Source organism: Klebsiella sp. CD33, from assembly GCF_051992865.1.
Lineage (GTDB): Bacteria > Pseudomonadota > Gammaproteobacteria > Enterobacterales > Enterobacteriaceae > Klebsiella > Klebsiella pneumoniae.
In genome coordinates, this window is the sequence record NZ_CP197023.1 from 2,914,811 (window position 1) to 2,932,493 (window position 17,683).

Genomic DNA, 17,683 nt, shown 5'->3' on the forward strand with positions numbered 1-17,683 from the left:
CGATCTGCCCAGCCCTCGCTCTGCGAGGGCTTTTTATTGCCGCGGCGCATAGCGGGAGATAGCCCGCGCCATCGCCGGGCCGGTCAGCAAAATGGTAAACAGCCGCAGCGTCTGTAGCGCCATAATAAACGACATGTCCGCCCGGGTGCCGGCGGCGATAATCGCCACCGTGTCCAGGCCGCCGGGGCTGGTGGCCAGATAGGCGGTCATAAAGTCCATCTGCAGAATGTGGGTCAGGGCAAGGGCCATCAGGGCGCACATCAGGATCAGTCCGATGATGGAGGCGATAATCTGCGGCAGCGTCTTGAGCGCCAGCAGAAAAATGGCTTTATTAAACTGGAGCCCCACCGTCCAGCCCAGCACCGCATAGGCCATCGCCAGCAGCCACTCCGGCAGCTCCAGCATCAGCCAGCCGCCGCCCTGGGCCAGCGCGCCAAGCAGCATCGGCAGCAGCATGGCCCCGGAGGGGATGCGCAGCCGCATGCCCAGCCAACAGGCCACCGCCGTCAGCAGCAGCGTGAAAGGGAAATTCAGGGTCAACGATGGAAACCAGACAATATCCTGAGTCATTTCCTGTGCTTCATTGCCCAGGGCATAGCGCACCACCAGCGCCGCCGCGCCGACGACAAACAGCACCCGCAGATACTGCATCAGCGCCACCAGCCGCACATCGGCCCCGTACTCCTGGGCCATCACCACCATTGCCGACGCGCCGCCGGGAGAGCTTCCCCAGGCGCCAGTGGCGCCCGGCAACGCGCTGTAGCGGACCAGCAGCCAGCCGGTAAGGCCGCTTATCGCCAGGGTGGTCAACAGGATCGCCAGCACCAGCGCCCAGTTGTTGAACAGCACGCCAAAAACAGAGGGATTAATCGCCCGGGCGATCATGCAGCCGACAATGGCCTGCGCCGCCAGATAACAGGGGCGAGGGATGCTCAGCTTCACCCCGCGCAGGCTCAAAATGAGACCGGCGATCAGCGGCCCCAGCAGCAGCGCTGCCGGCAGGTGTATTCGTAACAGCAGCGAGGAAAAGAGAACAGAGAGCAGCAGCAATATCAGCCAGTGCCCGATCGCGCGACGCGACGCCAAGATGCACCACCCCGGAAAAAGGATTAAAAAACCAGTATATACAGGTTTGGCCCGCTTTGCAGGCCGGGATGCCGGCGACGTGAGTCGCCGGCCTGGCGGGATTATTCGTCGCCCTTTTTCTGACTCAGACCATATTCACGCAGTTTATTGGCGATGGCGGTATGCGACACCCCCAGCCGCTTCGCCAGCTTACGTGTGCTGGGGTAGCTGCGATAGAGCTGGGTCAGCACCGAGCGCTCAAAGCGGCGGGTGATGTCGTCCAGCGACCCTTCCATGGCCTCCTCGCCCACCGGCAGCGAGGCGACGTCATGGTCCGGCAGAAGAATGTCCTGTGGACGCAGCTCAAATCCTTCCAGCTGGGTCAGTGCGCGATAGACGGCATTCTTCAGCTGGCGGACGTTGCCGGGCCAGCTGTAGCGGGTAAGCACCGTACTGAGATCGGCAGAGAGCTTCGGCCGCGGGATCCCCTGCTCGTCGGCAAAGCGGGCCACGAACAGCTCCGTCAGCGGCATGATGTCCTGCGGGCAATCGCGCAGCGGCGGCAGATACAGCGTCAGGACGTTGAGGCGATAGTAGAGATCTTCGCGGAAAAGCCCTTTCTGCACCAGCTCGATCAGGTTTTTCTGCGTCGCGCAGATCACCCGCACATCGACGTGCACTTCATGATCCTCGCCAACGCGGCGGAAGGTGCCGTCGTTGAGAAAGCGCAGCAGCTTAGTCTGCATCCGCGGCGACATCTCACCAATTTCATCCAGCAGCACCGAGCCGCCGTTGGCTTGCTCGAAGAAGCCCTTCTTGCCCTGCAGCGCGTCGCCAAACAGCTCGCTCTCGACCGCGTCCTCGGGAATGGAGCCGCAGTTGAGCGCCAGATAGGGTTTGCCCGCCCGCGGACTGGCCAGATGGCAGGCATGGGCCAGCAGATCTTTACCGGTGCCGGTGTCGCCGACAATCAGCAGCGGCGCGCTGAGCATCGCCAGCTTGCGCGCTTGCTCCACCACGTGGCGCATTTTCGGCCCCACCGCGAGGATCTGACTGAAAGCGCTGGTATCCTGGCTGGTCATGGTCTGCAGCTGGCGTCCCATGCGCACGGTTGAGCGCAACATCGCCACGGCGCCGGTCAGCACTCGCTCGTTATGCTCGCCTTCCAGATAGACCGGAGTCACTTCCAGCAGGTAGTTCTGCCCATTCACCACCACATGCTCCGCATGCGTCTCCTGCGGGCTGCTCTCCAGCCAGCGCTGAACGTTAAAATCGGCGATCAGCTGGGCCACCGGGTGGTTACGCAGCTTCGCCTGGCTTTGGCCAAACAGCAGGCAGCTGGCGGGGTTCGCCAGTTCCACCCGACCTTTGGTATCCAGCGACAGCACCGGCTCCGGCATCGCTACCAGCAGCGCGCTGAGCGCCAGGTGTTCACGTTCAGACGGCATCCACGGCACGGTGCGCACGTCCGTCACGCCGGCGATACGGCGGATCTCAGCCATCAGGCTGCTGAACGTGGCGAATTCCAGTTCGGCGAAATTGAGGTAAATTCGGCCAATAGGGTCAATATCGATACCGCGCAGGTCAATACCACGCAGCACCAGCAAATCGAGCAATTCACGAGTCAGACCGAGACGGTCTTCACAAAAGACTTCAAGACGCATGGGAGTGTTCACCCTAAAAGTGCCAATGACGGGAGAATAATAGGCCAGGAATGGGTTTTCGGGAAGCTAACTGTCAACAATTATTGACAGTGTGGCGGAAAAATGGGCGCTGTGGCGTAAAGTCAGACGGTCAGTGGTTAAATCACCGGCCAGGCGGCCGGTGAGTCTTGGGTCAGGCGTGGAAAGCAGGCAGCCACTGACGGTTCTCAGCGATCACCTCATCCAACGCCAGTTCGAGCTTCTCGCCGCTGACGATCAGCGGATTCAGCATCAGAGCACGCCATGCGGTATGGCGGTTGCCGGTGAGCGCGGCCTCGATAGTCAGCCGTTCAAATGATTTCATCAGCTGCAGCAAACGCAGGGTATCTTCCGGGAACGGCGCCACATTGAGAGGTAGCGGACCAGAAGCGGTAATCAGCGAGCTGACTTCTACCGCGCAGTCATCCGGCAGGCCATTGATGGCGCCGTTATTACGCGTATTGACGTGCATGATAATCCGCTTGTCGTTGTAGATGGCATTCATCAGCTCGCAGGCCGCCTCGGAATAGTACTGGCCGCCGCGCCCTTCCAGCGCCTTCGGTTTGACTGCCAGGTGCGGGTCGCGGTACTGGTCAAACAAGATTTTTTCCAGCTGCTTAACCACTTCCCCGCGGGTTCCTTCGCCGCCCGCCTCCGCCAGCTCCTGGCGCAGCAGATCGTCTTTCATGTAGTAATAACGCAGATAGGCGCAGGGGATCATGCCTAAGCCCTGCAGCAGATGCGACGGCCAACGGAACGGCGGAATGTTGCGCGGCACCAGCGGATCCCGACCGGCGTTGATCTCGGCTATCACCTCCGGCAGCCATTCTTTACCTTTGTGCAGGATCTGGCGCACGAAGATAAAGTGGTTCAGGCCGGCGACCTGCATCACCACCTCTTTTTCGTCAGCGCATTGCAGCAGAGTGGTTATCCCTTTTTGCATAATCACCGGCACGTTACACAGGCCGACGGCTTTGATGCGGCTGTGGCGCAGGATCGCTTCGGTCACCATCCCCGACGGGTTGGTAAAGTTCAGCAGCCAGGCGTCGGGACACAGTCGCTCCATATCGGCAGCGATCTCCAGGGCGATGGGAATGGTGCGACAGGCGTTGGCGAAGCCGCCGAGGCCATTGGTCTCCTGGCCGATCAAGCCATACTTGAGGGAGATACGTTCATCGCTGATGCGGGCGTCAAGGCAGCCGGCGCGAAACTGCGAGCAGACGAAATCGGCATCGCGCAGCGCGCTTTCCCGGTCAAGGGTGGCCACCACTTCAATAGTCAGCCCGGCTTTGGCGATCATTCGCCGCGCCAGTCCGGCGATAATCTCGACTTTCTCTTTGCCCTCTTCAATGTCCACCAGCCATAGCGAAGCGACCGGCATTTCGTGATAGCGGTTGAGCAAACCTTCAATCAATTCCGGGGTGTAGCTGGAGCCACCGCCAATCACCACAATTTTGAGTCCTGACATGGTATACCTCGGTTTAGTTACGATATAACTATTTAAAACCGGCAAAACTGGCCTAACAAACGAATTAAATCGGCCTATGCATGAACTCAATTAATGCATAAGGGAGACAATCTGTGCTTGAGCGACAAAGCATCCTTGCGCTGCTGCAGACCTTTGAGGTGACCGCCCGCCACCTGAGCTTTACCCTTGCCGCGCATGAAATGAACCTTACCCAGGGAGCGGTCAGCCATCGGATCCGCAGGCTGGAGATGCACATCGGGTTTCGCCTGTTTATCCGCATGACGCGTAAACTGGCGCTGACAGAGGAAGGTAAGCGGCTGCTGGCGACGTTAAGCCATTCGCTGCGGGCGATTAACGATGAAATTGAGGATATTCGCGATCAGGATCTGCGCGGCACGCTGCATATTGGTATTGCGCCGACGCTGGCCCATCTGTGGCTAATGCCGCGTCTGCCGCGCTTTCAGACGCAATGGCCGGGACTGAATCTGCAGTTTCGCGTGCGCGCCGGGGTGATGGATTTTAACGAGGAGCGGGTGGATCTGGCAATTTACTACGGCGCCACGCGCTACCCCGATCTTTATCAACAGCGGCTGATGGCGGAAAGTTTGCTCCCGGTCTGCTCCCCGCGTTATCGCCAGCAGTATCGTCCGCTGAGCGGCGGCGACCCGGCGGCGCTCGTCTGGATCCATGCGTGCGAATCCACCGACGTACAGGATCAATTTGCGGAATGGCGCCTGTGGTGCCAGCACAGCGGACAGGCGTTACCTTTTGACGGCCGGTATTACGCGGTGAATAACCACTCGCTGGCCATCGAGATGGCGCTCAATGGACTCGGCGTGGTGATGGGGCGTAAAACGCTGATCCAGCCGCTGCTCGACGCCGGCAGGCTGGTGGCCTTGTCTGAAAATGAAGCGCCCTCGCCCTTTGGCTATGACCTGATCTGTCCGCAGGAGAACCGTTCCCGCCCGCGCTTTCGCGCCTTCAGCGAGTGGCTGGCGGCGGAATGCGCCTAATCGAATATTGCCAGGGTGCGCGTGCCAGAGCTTGACGTCGTAGGCCGGGCAAGGCGAAGCCGCCGCCCGGCAATGTCTCTGAGCGGAGGTTACTTCTCCGGGCGGGTTTTGCTTTTCTGCAGGGTCTCTTTCAACTGCCCAATCAGCTCGCGCCGAAAATCGCCGAGTCGCGGTTTATCATCGGCGATCCACGGCAGCGGGCGGCACAGCTCCATCGCCTTGATCCCGAGACGGGCGGTCAGCAGGCCGGCGCCAATGCCCTGCGCGGCGCGCGCCGACAGCCGGGCCGCCAGATCCTGCGACATCCAGTCCATGCCCACCTCGCGCACCAGTTCGCTGGCGCCAGCGAAAGCGATATTAAGCAACACCAGGCGAAACAGTCGCAGACGGCTGTAATACCCGAGCTCAATGCCGTACAACGTGGCGATTCGGTTGATCAGCCGCAGGTTCCGCCAGGCGATAAACGCCATATCCACCAGCGCCAGCGGACTGACGGCAATCATCAGCGTCGACTCCGCCGCCGAACGGCTGATTTCCCGCCGCGCCTGGGCATCGAGCACCGGCTGCACCAGCTGCGCATAAAGGCTCACCACTTCGCGATCGCTTTGCGTTTCGTGGATCGCGGCATACCAGCGCTGCAGCGCCGGATGCGATTGATCCAGCCCGGCCTGCTGCGCCAGCTTCTCACAAAACGCTTTCGCTTTACCGACCGCGTGACTGTGCAGCATATCGCGCGCTTCATCGCGTTCGTGGGCGCGCTGGCGCAGTCGCCACAGACGGCGCCACTCGGTGGCCACAGATCCGACGCCGGCCCCGACGATCAGCGCCCCGGCGACGCAGCCGCCCAGCGCAATCCAGTCCTGGGTCTGCCAGGCGTTAGCCGTCCATTGCACGCCTTGCGCCACGACGCTGACGCCGAAGATCGCCAGTCCGGCGCTGACCATCCGCCGCCACAGGCTGCGTTTGGGTCGCAGGACCGACTCCACCACCGCTTCCGCCGCCCCCTCTTCCTCTTCGCCGGTCACCAGCCGCGCTGGCGCGAAGTTGTCCGCCTCCAGGGTGTCGAAGGCGCGAGCGCCTTTCAGCGGCGGAATTTTCTCCGCTTGCAGCGGCCCATCAAAATCAATCCGCGGTTTTAACGGTTCGCTCATCGCAGTTTATCTCCAATCAAAAATTCCAGCGCCGCGTCGAGACGAATGTGCGGCAAAGGCCGATCGACATCCATGACCTGCGGACGAAAGTTTTCAAACTGAAATCCCTGCTGCTGCCAGAAGGCCTGGCCCGGCAGGCGCGCCGGCACCTCACCGGGATAGATGGTCAACGGCTGGCCGTCGCTCAGGCGATTGCCGCGCAGGGCGGGAATTTTCTCGCCATTCACCTCAATCAGCCCGCTCTGGGTCGCCTGAATGGACGCCAGCCCCAGGCAATCCATACTGATCCCTTCAAAGGCGGCGTTCTGCCACGCGTCCTGAATCAGTTGCTGCAGGAGCGACACCATATTGCTGTGCTGATCGATCGTGACGTGATCGGCTTTGGTGGCGGCAAACAGCAGCTTGTCGATGACGGGCGAGAACAACCGGCGAAACAAGGTGCGCTGCCCGTAATGGAAACTTTGCATCAGCTGGGTCAATGCCAGACGCATATCGTTAAACGCCTGCGGCCCGCTGTTGAGCGGCTGCAGGCAGTCCACCAGCACAATCTGCCGGTCGAAGCGCAGGAAGTGCTCTTTGTAGAACCCCTTCACCACCCTTTCGCAATAGTATTTGTAACGTTCGCGCAGCATGCCGGCGTTGCTGTGTTTATCGGCCTGCGCCAGCTTGGCTTCGCCGACGGCGTCGACGTCGGGCCACGGGAAAAACTGCAGCGCCGGCGCGCCCGCCATTTCTCCGGGCAGGACAAAGCGCCCGGGTTGGATAAAGTGCAGCCCTTCACGCTTACAGGCGTGGAGATAGTCCGTCCAGGCGGCAGCGATATCCGCCAGCCGAGCCTCGTCGGCAGGGGCTAGCGGATCCAGCCCGGCGCACAGCTGCCGCCAGCGGGCCGACCACTCCGCACGCTGTCCCTGCAGGAGCCCGGTCATCTGTCGCGACCAGCTCAGATAATCCTGCGCCAGCATCGGCAGGTCGAGCAGCCACTCGCCCGGATAGTCGACAATCTCCAGATACAGCGTGGAGGTATCTTTAAAATGGCGCAGCAGGGAGTCATTCGAACGGTAGCGCAGCGCGAGACGGATCTCGCTCACCCCGCGCGTCGGGGTTGGCCACATGGGGGGCTGGCCGTACAGCTGGGCCAGCCCTTCGTCGTAGGTGAATCGGGGAATGCCAAAGTCCCGCTGCGGCACGCGCTTGACGCCGAGCAGCCGCTCTTCGCGTGCGGCGCTCAGCAGCGGCAGGCGGGCGCCGGTGTGGATATTCAACAGCTGGTTGACCAGCGCGGTGATAAACGCCGTTTTACCGCTCCGGCTCAGGCCGGTCACCGCCAGACGTAAATGCCGGTCAACCCCGCGGTTGACCAGCGCATTCAGTTCAGTTTTCAGTCGCTTCATCGCCAGTCCGTTATGCCCTGAAGGTATGTCTCGTCATCATAAGCGATCTGCCGGGGATAAGCAGGACAACGTTAATCCTTTTGCGCCTTCCCCACGGCGGCATTATTTCATCCCGCGCGTGACGCGGTTGGCCAGCCGGCTGAGCAGCGGCTCCAGCGCCACCGCCAGCAGCATTTTCAGCGGCCGACGCGCGACCGATTTAACCGCCCAGCCGGCAACGCCCGCCGGGCCATAACGCAGCGCGGTCAGCAGCGCCAGCTTACCGACGATTTTCAGACCGGGCTTCACCTGCTGCCCGGCGCGTTGCCATTTGCTATTCATGCGTTGCCTCATTCGTTAAAAACAGGGTTTACAGCTGGCGAAAGCGGCTGCGCAGCGTAAAGGTGTCGGAGGTCACATACCGCTCCATTTCACGCAGACGCTGTTCACCGGAGGCCAGTTCGGCATCCACGGCGGCCAGCAGATCGCCATTGCTCGGCGCTTTATGACCGTACAGCTCGCTGTCCGGTATCGGATCCAGAGCAAAAGTCAAAATGATGTAGGCCACCAGGACAAAGAAAAAGAGGCCGAAAATCATCGCCAGCACGGTAATCAGGCGCACCAGCTTCACCGGGACATCAAGATGCTGAGCAATGCCCGCGCAGACGCCCTTTACCATCCCGCGCTGCGGGATACGCCACAGTTTTTTATTCAGATCCAGCCCGGCCATTATTTGTCCCTCCAGTTCGGATGTTCGGCGTCCAGGATCGCTTCCAGCGCCTGAATGCGTTCACGCATCCGCTTCGCGTCATCGGTCAACTGCAGCAGCCGTTGCTGCTCATTTTGCGTCAGACTGCCGTTGGCGCCGCGATTGTTGTAGTGCAGCCACAGCCAGACCGGCAGAACAAACAGCACAAACAGCGTCAGCGGAATGGCGAGAAAAAGCATGCTCATGTGTACTCCTTACAGGGGGTGAGCCGCGGCGCAACGCCGCGCCGCGCAATCATACTTACTGGTTGGACTGATTCATTTTGGCTTTCAACGCCGCCAGCTGCTCGCTGATTTCATCGTCCGCTTTCAGTTCGGCAAACTGCTGATCCAGCGTCTGCTGCTTGCCAAAGCGGTGGCTCTCCGCTTCCGCTTCCATCTGATCGATGCGACGCTCAAAGGATTCAAAGCGCGCCATCGCCTCATCCAGTTTACCGCTGTCCAGCTGGCGACGCACATCGCGGGACGAACTCGCCGCCTGATGGCGCAGCGCCAGCGCCTGCTGACGGGCGCGGGTTTCGCTGAGTTTGTTCTCCAGCTCGCCAATCTCTTTCTTCATGCGCGCCAGGGTTTCATCCACCAGCTGCACTTCATGATCCAGTTGAGCGATAAGGTCGGTCAGCTTTTGTTTTTCGATCAGCGCCGCCCGGGCCAGATCTTCTTTCTCTTTGCGCAGGGCCAGCTCGGCTTTTTCCTGCCATTCCGCCTGCTGGGCGACCGCCTGCTCAATACGACGGGACAGCTGTTTCTTTTCCGCCAGCGCGCGGGCCGATGTCGAACGCACCTCAACCAGCGTGTCTTCCATCTCCTGGATCATCAGACGCACCAGCTTTTGCGGGTCCTCCGCTTTCTCCAGCAGGGAGTTGATGTTGGCGTTCACGATGTCGGCAAAACGAGAAAAAATACCCATAATTTCAATCCTCATAGTTCTGGTTTCAGGCATTCACCTGTGGCTTAGCTAATACAAATGGCGTGCCAACTTTTTATCTTATTGATTTTAAACAGGGTGGTTGCGAAACGTGCTGGGCATTGCTACAGTCACCTGGTTAATTACACTACTTAATGGCGAAATTCATCATGGCGCAGTACAAGGATAATCTGCTGGGCGAGGCCAACAGCTTTCTCGAGGTGCTGGAACAGGTTTCCCGGCTGGCCCCGCTGGATAAACCGGTGCTGGTCATCGGCGAGCGCGGCACCGGGAAAGAGCTTATCGCTAACCGTCTCCACTACCTCTCCAGCCGCTGGCAGGGGCCGTTTATCTCGCTGAACTGCGCGGCGCTGAACGATAATCTGCTCGACTCGGAGCTGTTCGGCCACGAAGCCGGGGCCTTCACCGGGGCCAGCAAGCGCCATCCCGGGCGCTTCGAGCGCGCCGACGGCGGGACGCTGTTTCTCGATGAGCTGGCGACAGCCCCAATGCTGGTGCAGGAGAAGCTGTTAAGAGTGATTGAATATGGCGAGCTGGAGCGCGTGGGCGGCAGCCAGCCGCTGCAGGTTAACGTCCGGCTGGTGTGCGCCACCAACGCTGACCTGCCGCAGATGGTCGAGGAAGGTCATTTTCGCGCCGACCTGCTCGACCGCCTGGCCTTCGACGTGGTACAGCTCCCCCCGCTGCGCGACCGGCAGAGCGACATCATGCTGCTCGCCAACCAGTTTGCCATCCAGATGTGCCGCGAACTCGGTCTGCCGCTGTTTCCCGGCTTTAGCGAACGAGCGACCGCGACGCTGCTCGGCTACCGCTGGCCGGGGAATATTCGCGAACTGAAGAACGTGGTTGAGCGCTCGGTGTATCGCCACGGCGACAGCGAACATGAGCTGGACGCGATTATTATTAACCCTTTTCGTCAGTCCCCCGGCTCTCCGCCGGAAGCCGCGCCCGGCGATGAGCTGCCCGCGCTACCGCTGGATCTGCGCGATTTCCAGCTCCAGCAGGAAAAACGCCTGCTGCAGCGGAGTCTGGAGCAGGCGAAGTATCATCAGAAGCAGGCGGCGGAGCTGCTGGGATTAACCTATCACCAGCTCCGCGCGCTGCTGAAAAAGCATCAGCTGTGAGAGGCGCGCGGCAGCAGCAGCGCGCTCACCGCCATCGCCCCCAGACATAAGACGGCGTTAAACCACAGGGCATACTGGGCGGCATGGGCCATGCCCAGCGGTAAAAACAGCGCGAAAAGTGACGCTGTCACGGCGATACCCATCGCCCCGCCCAGCGAGCTGCCCATCTTATAGATCCCCGAGGCGACGCCGATTTTGTTCTCCGGGGCATTGGCCACCGCGGTATCCGTCGATGGCGTGGCGTAGCAGCCCAGCCCGAGGCCAAACAGCACGTTGCTGGCGAACACCACCCCGATATACAGCGCCTTTTCGAGAAAGGTGCAGGATATCAGCGCGATGGCGATAGCGGTCAACACCGGACCGGCCATCATCGGCAGCCGGGCGCCATAGCGCTGCAGCAGCTTCTCGCCGACCCGGATCATCGCCAGGACGGTCACCAGATAGCCGAGGGTCATCATCCCGCTCTCCAGCGGCGTCAGGTGGTGCCCCTGCTGCAGCCAGATGCTGGCAATCATCATGGTGCCAATCGCTCCATTGAGCAGAAAGTTCGACAGCACTGCCGCACCGTAGGCCCGGTTACTAAACAGCGCAAAATCAATCAGCGCCGCCTCGCCTTTGCGCATGCCGTTGCGGATAAATATCGTCCCCGCCGCCAGCGCCCCGGCCAGCATGGTCAACGACAGCGGGCTGCTCCAGCCCCAGCCGTGGCCCTTGCTGATAAACAGATTCACCAGCACCAGCGCAACAATCAGGCTCAGCAGACCGCCGACGTCCAGCTTATGCTGGCTGGCGCTGGCGCTGCGGCTCTCCGGCGTGCCGCGCAGCAAAAACAGCGCCAGCAGGGCAACGGCGATCGAGAAGACGAAGATCCAGCGCCAGCCCAGACCGGTGGCGATAGCCCCGCCGACGAAGGAACAGAGACCGCTGCCGCCCCACGAGCCGATGACCCAGAAGCTGACCGCCCGCTGCCGCGCACGCCCCTCATACCAGGTCTTAATCAGCGCCAGCGTCGCCGGCATAATGCAGGCTGCCGACAGCCCCTGCAGCACCCGGCCGGCCAGGAACAGCCCCGGTCCCTGAGCGACCACCAGCATGGCGCTGCCGACGATGCTCAGCCCCAGCCCGAGGGTGGTCATCCGCATCCGGCCAAACTTGTCCGCCAGGCCGCCGCTGGCGACCACGAAGCAGCCGCTGAACAGCGCGCTGAGACTGACGGCCAGAGTTAAGGTTTCAAGAGAGATATCAAGGCTGCTTTTCATCGCCGGCACCACGTTAATCACCGACTGGGCGAACAGCCAGAAGGTTAAAACGCTTAACACAATCCCCACCAGCAGGCGATCGTTGCCGACAAACGGGGTGTCGCTTATTGTGACAGTGCTCATCGCATGGCCCTCCCGTTTCTCGTGATTAGCGCAGATAGCGTTCCGTCAGGCCGCACCACAGCGCCGCGCCGGTCAGCAACAGCGCGTCGTTGAAGTCATACCCCGGGTTATGCACCATGCAGCGATCCGGCTCATCGCCGGCGCCGATGGTGAAATAGCTGCCATGCGGGTGCTGCTCCAGCATGAAGGCAAAATCTTCACTGCCCATAAACGGCTTCACCTCGCCCACCTGCTCTGCGCCAAACAGCGCTGTCGCCACCTCCCGCACCATGGCGTTCGTCGCCGGATCGTTACGCAACACCGGACTGCCGTTGACGTGGGTCAGCGCGGCGGTGGCATTGAAGCTCTCCGCCTGGGCCACGGCGATATCATGGATCCGCTGCAGCACGGTCTCGCGCACCTGCTCATTGAGGGTGCGCACCGTGAGCTTCATCAGCACGTGATCGTTAATGATATTGGGCGCATGACCGGCCTGGATGCTGCCGACGGTCACCACCGCCGGCTCAAACGGGGTGATATTGCGCGAGACAATGGACTGTAGCGCAAGGGTAATATGGCAGGCCACCAGCGTGGCATCCACCGTATGCTCCGGCACCGCGCCGTGGCCGCCAACGCCCTTCACTTCAATATGCAGCGTATCGGAGGAGGCCATCATCGCCCCGTCGCGCAGGCCGATCTTGCCCAACGGCTGACCCGGCATATTGTGCAGGCCGAAGATGGCGTCGCAGGGGAACTGATCAAACAGACCGTCCTCGACCATTACCCGCCCGCCGTACAGCAACTCTTCCGCGGGCTGGAAAATCAGCTGCAGCGTGCCGGTAAACTGCCGGGTGCGCGCCAGATATTCAGCTGCGTAGAGCAGCGTGGTGGTGTGCCCGTCATGGCCGCAGCCGTGAAAGCGCCCTTCAACCTGGCTTGCCCACGGCTTACCGCTCCGCTCCTGCATCGGCAGGGCATCCATATCCGCCCGCAGGCCAAGGCGTTTTTTCCCCTCGCCGACGCGCAGCGTGCCCACCACTCCGGTGCCCGCCAGGCCGCGGTGAACCTCGTATCCCCACTCGCCAAGCAGTCGGGCGACCTCGCTGCTGGTCTGGTGCTCTTCAAAGCCGATCTCCGGCTGCTGGTGGAACCGACGACGCAGAGCAATAAATTGCGCCTCGTTAACCTGCAATGCTTCAAGCAACGGATGTGTCATTTTTGTTATTCCTGTGTTGTGTTTGCACGACACTTTCGAGTTTATGCGGGTGCCTCAGCTTGCAGGCGCGCTTTTTTGTTTTATATTGACGAAAAATCAATGAGTGTTTTTCATACATATCGGTTATGACAAAAAACAACCGGTTGTTTTTTGTCTACAGAGGAGAGCCATGTGGAGCACCATTCAGGCGACTTTAGCGTCACCGTACGCGATGTGCGTCAGCTGACCCAGCCGGAAAGCGATCTGCTGACGCTGCTGTGGGTGCTGGAGGGAAGCGTAAATCTGGTGGTGGCGGAAGGTGCGTCGCAGCCGCTCGCCGCCGACGGGCTGGCGATCGTTAACCGCAACCGTCGCTGGAGCCTGCGCAGCGCCGGGGCCAACGCCGTGATGATCCTCACCCTCTCCGCCAGCTGGCTGGCCCGCCTCGATAATGCCTTTTTTGCCGTCGATTACCAGATAACGCCGCGCACCCGGGATGCCGATGACGGCCTGCGCCGCCTGATGCGCCAGCTGCTGGTGAGCGGCCTGGTCAATCATCCAGGCCATTACCGACTGGAGGCCAACCGCTGGCTGAGTGAGATAGCGCTGCTGCTGGCCACGCGCTTTAGCCAGCCCATCGCCTCCACGCCCCGGCGCGATACCGAAAAATGGAGCCGGAGAATAGCCAGCGTGGTGGCGCGGATCGACGCTAACTATCAGCGTCGCCTCTCGTTGCAGGAGGTGGCGGCCGCGGAATTTGTCTCCGAGGCCTAGCTGTCACGCTTATTTCGCAAAGAGGTCGGGGTTAGTTTTGTCCAGTACCTCACCGCGCTGCGCCTGCGCCACGCCGCCGACCAGCTATTAACCACCCGCAAAACCGTCCAGCAAATCGCCCGCGAACAGGGATTCGCCAGTACGCGAATGATGAGCGATTTGTTTAAGCGCCAGCACGGCGTGACGCCGCGCCAGTATCGTGAACAGCATCCTCTGGAGCTTGCCCGACCGCGCCCGCCGCAGGCCGATCGCTGGCAGCCGGTGGCGGCCGACCGGCTGTATGCGCGACTCAATGAGCCGGAACCACGCGACCGGGAAAGTCCCCCCCTGCCGATCAACCCACCGCAGACCCGGGAGATCAATCTGCGCGATCGTCCAGCGCGCCCCGCAGCGCTGCGCCATACCCGGATGGTGGTGACCGTGCGCGAACTGGACGATCTGCTGCGCGAAGATGTGCGCCGGGAACTCGAACAGCTGCACCACGCCCTGCCGGTGTATGCCATCGATATCAACGATCCCTTTCTCAGCAGTCGGCTGTTCGGTACCGGCTGGGACGATCCGCAGATGGCCGGCTACGCCTGCTGGTACAACCTGCAGCAGATTTTTAGCTGGCTGGCGGCGATGGGCTGGCAGGTGATCCTGCACACCGGCGTCACCACCCGCAGTGACCTGCTGCAGCGCTTCCTGCAGCTCGCCGCCAACCATTTTCCGCCAGCCACGCTCAACAGCTGGCGCTTTGTCTGGCACTGGTCGCCGCAGGCCAGCGAAGCTGCGCGCCAGGCCGCCTGGCGGCAGCAGCGCGGGGTCCTTCATCGCCTGCTGCCGCAGCCGCAGCTGGGGATCTGGCACCGCTTTGCTCCCAGCGATCCCGGGAACGATCCGCTGTTCCACTCGCCGCTGCTGGCAGAGGCGGATTTTCTCGCCTGCCAGGCAGATGCCAACGAACAGCTGGATCTGGCCCAGGTTGACAGCAGCCGCCTGGCCTCCAGTGAACATTATCCGCTGCACAAGTTGCGGCAGATCCACAGCGCCCTGCGCCAGCGTCAGCTCAACCTGCCGCTGTGGCTGCTCTCCTGGAATACGCTGACCGGCGATACGCGGGATACCAACGGCCGCTTTTTTCGCGGCGCGCTGCTGATGGATAATCTGCTGGGGGTGGCGGACCAGGTCTGGCTGGCGGGCTTCTGGTTAAATTCAGGCCTCCAGGGCGAAGCTCGCGCCAACGGCAAGCTCGATACCTCCAGCCTGGCGCTGCACTATCTGCACGGCCTGCCGCGCCCGGTTTACTGGGTACTCTGGCTCTGGCGGCGGCTGCGCGGCGAGATCCTGGTTCACGATAAAAACCTGCTGCTGCTCCACCACCAGGGTCACTACCAGCTGCTGCTGCGCAATACGGTGGTCTACAATCCCTGGCTCTCCAGCGAAGCGGCCTTTATCCAGCGCTTCAGCCAGCCCTACAGCGTGCGGCTGCAGGGCCTGGATGGCAGCTGGCGCATCAAACAGCACCTGTTCGATCAGCACCACGGCGCATTGTTCCCGCTGGTGGACGCCTTTCGCAGCCGCAGCGGCCCTGACGCCGAGGATTATCAGTGGCTGATGCATCAGGCCCGTCCGGCGCTCAGCGTGGATGAAGCCAGGCTCGATGGCTATTGGCTGCGGATCGACTCGCTGCAGAGCAACGCGCTGGCGCTGTACGAGTTTACCCCTCAGTCGCCCACAGCCCCCTGAAGTAAACCGTGAATTTTCCGCTGGCTCTCCGTCGTTGCCGGATTAAAGACCAGCAGGGAAAGATCGGGACGGCCCTCCACGGCAAAGGAGGTAAATTCCAGATCGAGCGGACCCATCTGCGGGTGGTTAATGCGCTTATAGCCTTCTCCATGACCGGCGACGTCATGGCTTTGCCAAAAACGGGCGAACTCGACGCTCTGCTGGCTGAGCTCCGCGATCAACTGGTCAGTTTCTTTCGTGGCGCCCATCCGCGTGACGTTGGCGCGGAAGGCGTTGACGATAAGCTGCCCCACCCTCTGCCAGTCCTCCAGAGTGCAGCGGGCCTCCGGCCGGGTAAACAGGCGGCGCAGCACGTTGCGCTCCGCCAGCGGCAGTTGGCTGTAGTCGGTCAGCACCCTGGCCGCCGGCGCGTTCCAGGCGATGACGTCCCAGCTGGCGGTGCGGATAATCGCCGGAATGGTGAAAGCGTCAAGCACCCGCTGCAGCCGCGGCGTCATATCATCCGTCACCGTCAGACGCGTCTGCGGCGGATGGCCAAAGGCGAGAATAAACAGATGCTCGCGCTCCGGGGTGGTCAGCCGCAGACCGCGGGCGATCCGCTCCAGCACCTCGCGGGAAGGCGCCCCGCCGCGCCCCTGTTCAAGCCAGGTATACCAGGTCGGGCTGATGCTGGCGAGTTGCGCGACCTCTTCGCGGCGCAGCCCCGGGGTGCGCCGGCGTCCCGCCGGGAAGCCAAACGTTGCCGGATCGAGACGCTGGCGGCGGGCGCGGAGAAAATCGCCTAAAGCATGGTTGTCAGAAGTGTTCATCATCTGCCTGTGGGTTCTGCCTGTTAGAATTTATACCCCGATAATGTCTCTACTTTTATAGTATGACATCGCAGGTAGGATACGCCTGAAACCCATTCAGGAGATCCATGATGCGTATATTTCTTACCGGCGCGAGCGGATTTATCGGCTCACGTATTCTTCCGGCGCTGCAGGCGTCGGGCCATCAGGTTATCGGCCTCGCGCGCAGCGAGAGCACCGCACAGGCCCTGAAGGCGGCCGGCGCCGAGGTGCATCGCGGCACGCTGGATGCCCCGGAGTCGCTGCTGGCTGGCGTCGGGAACGCCGACGCGGTGATCCATACCGCCTTCGACCACGACTTCAGCCGCTTTGCCGCTAACTGCGAGAAAGACCGCCAGGCGATCCTGGCCCTGGGCCAGGCGCTGCGAGGCAGCACGCGGCCGCTGGTGATCACCTCCGGCACGCTGATGGGCGACGACGGGAGCGGCGCCCCGGCCCGGGAGTCGTTCTTCAACTCAGCGCACCCCAGCCCGCGCACCGCCTCAGAGCTCGCCGGCCAGCAGTTGCTGGAGGCGGGAGTGGATGTCAGGTTGGTCCGCTTACCGCAGGTGCATGACACTGTGCGTCAGGGACTGCTGACCTGCTATATCGAACGCGCGGTCGCCAACGGGGCGGTAGCCCTGCGCGGCGAGGGAAGCAACCGCTGGTCAGCCGCCCATGTCGATGACGTCGCACGTCTGTATGTCAGCGCGCTGCTTCAGGGCGCGGCCGGCGAGCGCTATCATGCGGTGGCCGAAGAGGGGATCGCGTTACGCGATATTGCCGCGGTAATTGCCCACGGATTAAACCTGCCGCTGACCCACCTGGATGAGTCGCAGGTCGACGCCTGGTTCGGCTGGTTTGCGCCGTTTACCGCCCTTGACCTGCGCGCCAGCTCGGCATGGACCCGCGAGCGCTTGCAGTGGCAGCCGGTTGGCCCCGGGCTGCTGGAGGACCTGCAGAATATGGACTATCATAAAGTGACACTGTCACAATAATCGAAACACGCTCCCCCTGTATCACACCCGACGGGTATGGCTAGTCGCCCGTCGGGTCATCGGCTTTCTCCCCGCTATACTGAGTCTATTCTCTAGCGTCCGCACGTCGTCGCCGTTTGGTCAACCGCGGCCAAACAGAGCTGACTGGCGATATCGGCGATAAAAAGTTACCATGTTTCACTATACAGACTCGGTTCCGCGACTATTTTAATCAATTGACTGAATACT

The 17,683-nt window shown here is 61.6% G+C and carries 15 protein-coding genes and 1 pseudogene; 4 read left to right on the plus strand and 12 right to left on the minus strand.

The features are described 5' to 3' along the window. Positions 1-33 precede the first annotated feature (33 nt). From ACR809_RS14500 to ACR809_RS14510, 3 genes are all read right to left on the minus strand, one after another. Positions 34-1,086 carry an AbrB family transcriptional regulator gene (locus ACR809_RS14500; protein ID WP_004183734.1) on the minus strand — a complete coding sequence of 351 codons (1,053 nt, stop codon included), beginning with the start codon at positions 1,084-1,086 and terminating at the stop codon, positions 34-36. A 101-nt stretch (positions 1,087-1,187) separates the two neighbouring features. Next, on the minus strand, positions 1,188-2,729 hold the full coding sequence (gene tyrR / locus ACR809_RS14505; RefSeq protein ID WP_002901979.1) for a transcriptional regulator TyrR: 1,542 nt from the start codon (positions 2,727-2,729) through the stop codon (positions 1,188-1,190). A 172-nt stretch (positions 2,730-2,901) separates the two neighbouring features. Continuing rightward, positions 2,902-4,215 carry a 6-phospho-beta-glucosidase gene (locus ACR809_RS14510; RefSeq protein ID WP_002901977.1) on the minus strand — a complete coding sequence of 438 codons (1,314 nt, stop codon included), beginning with the start codon at positions 4,213-4,215 and terminating at the stop codon, positions 2,902-2,904. Between the two features lie 143 nt (positions 4,216-4,358). Here ACR809_RS14510 and ACR809_RS14515 point away from each other — a divergent pair, with 143 nt between their 5' ends. Next, complete coding sequence (locus ACR809_RS14515) at positions 4,359-5,228, plus strand: LysR substrate-binding domain-containing protein (RefSeq protein ID WP_223174612.1); 870 nt, start codon at positions 4,359-4,361, stop codon at positions 5,226-5,228. An 89-nt stretch (positions 5,229-5,317) separates the two neighbouring features. On the opposite strand, the gene ACR809_RS14520 is transcribed toward ACR809_RS14515, so the two are convergent. From ACR809_RS14520 to pspA, 6 genes are all read right to left on the minus strand, one after another. Further along, positions 5,318-6,379: a TIGR01620 family protein gene (locus ACR809_RS14520; RefSeq protein WP_014907753.1), complete on the minus strand. Its 1,062-nt coding sequence runs from the start codon at positions 6,377-6,379 to the stop codon at positions 5,318-5,320. Beyond that, positions 6,376-7,773 (minus strand): YcjX family protein, encoded by a 1,398-nt coding sequence (locus tag ACR809_RS14525; RefSeq protein WP_002901917.1) that lies wholly within the window; start codon positions 7,771-7,773, stop codon positions 6,376-6,378. Before ACR809_RS14525 ends, ACR809_RS14520 begins: the two co-directional genes overlap by 4 nt. A 102-nt stretch (positions 7,774-7,875) precedes the next feature. Further along, positions 7,876-8,094 carry a phage shock protein PspD gene (gene pspD / locus ACR809_RS14530; RefSeq protein WP_002901915.1) on the minus strand — a complete coding sequence of 73 codons (219 nt, stop codon included), beginning with the start codon at positions 8,092-8,094 and terminating at the stop codon, positions 7,876-7,878. Positions 8,095-8,122: 28 nt separating this feature from the next. Beyond that, complete coding sequence (pspC, locus tag ACR809_RS14535; protein ID WP_002901913.1) at positions 8,123-8,482, minus strand: envelope stress response membrane protein PspC; 360 nt, start codon at positions 8,480-8,482, stop codon at positions 8,123-8,125. Then, on the minus strand, positions 8,482-8,706 hold the full coding sequence (gene pspB, locus ACR809_RS14540; protein WP_002901911.1) for an envelope stress response membrane protein PspB: 225 nt from the start codon (positions 8,704-8,706) through the stop codon (positions 8,482-8,484). The genes pspC and pspB overlap by 1 nt, the downstream gene beginning before the upstream one ends. Positions 8,707-8,761: 55 nt before the next feature. Then, a complete protein-coding gene (pspA, locus tag ACR809_RS14545; RefSeq protein ID WP_002901908.1) occupies positions 8,762-9,430 on the minus strand; it encodes a phage shock protein PspA in 669 nt (222 codons plus the stop codon). Between the two features lie 152 nt (positions 9,431-9,582). Here pspA and pspF point away from each other — a divergent pair, with 152 nt between their 5' ends. Continuing rightward, positions 9,583-10,572: a phage shock protein operon transcriptional activator gene (pspF, locus tag ACR809_RS14550; protein WP_004148137.1), complete on the plus strand. Its 990-nt coding sequence runs from the start codon at positions 9,583-9,585 to the stop codon at positions 10,570-10,572. Here the strand turns inward: pspF and ACR809_RS14555 are convergent. Continuing rightward, positions 10,563-11,954: an MFS transporter gene (locus ACR809_RS14555; protein WP_020324879.1), complete on the minus strand. Its 1,392-nt coding sequence runs from the start codon at positions 11,952-11,954 to the stop codon at positions 10,563-10,565. The two genes, pspF and ACR809_RS14555, sit on opposite strands and share 10 nt — an antisense overlap. A 25-nt stretch (positions 11,955-11,979) precedes the next feature. Next, positions 11,980-13,149, minus strand: coding sequence for a M20 aminoacylase family protein (locus tag ACR809_RS14560; protein WP_122051385.1), 1,170 nt, complete (start codon positions 13,147-13,149; stop codon positions 11,980-11,982). 171 nt (positions 13,150-13,320) lie between these two features. On the opposite strand from ACR809_RS14560, the pseudogene ACR809_RS14565 reads away from it, so the two are divergent. Next, a pseudogene (locus ACR809_RS14565) lies at positions 13,321-15,630 on the plus strand (helix-turn-helix domain-containing protein). Here ACR809_RS14565 and ACR809_RS14570 read toward each other — a convergent pair. Beyond that, entirely contained in the window at positions 15,609-16,439 is an 831-nt protein-coding gene (locus ACR809_RS14570; RefSeq protein ID WP_122051386.1) for a helix-turn-helix transcriptional regulator, read from the minus strand. The pseudogene ACR809_RS14565 and the gene ACR809_RS14570 sit on opposite strands and share 22 nt — an antisense overlap. 107 nt (positions 16,440-16,546) lie before the next feature. Between ACR809_RS14570 and ACR809_RS14575 the strand changes: the two genes are divergently transcribed. Further along, positions 16,547-17,455 (plus strand): SDR family oxidoreductase, encoded by a 909-nt coding sequence (locus tag ACR809_RS14575; RefSeq protein WP_162992550.1) that lies wholly within the window; start codon positions 16,547-16,549, stop codon positions 17,453-17,455. Positions 17,456-17,683 lie beyond the last annotated feature (228 nt).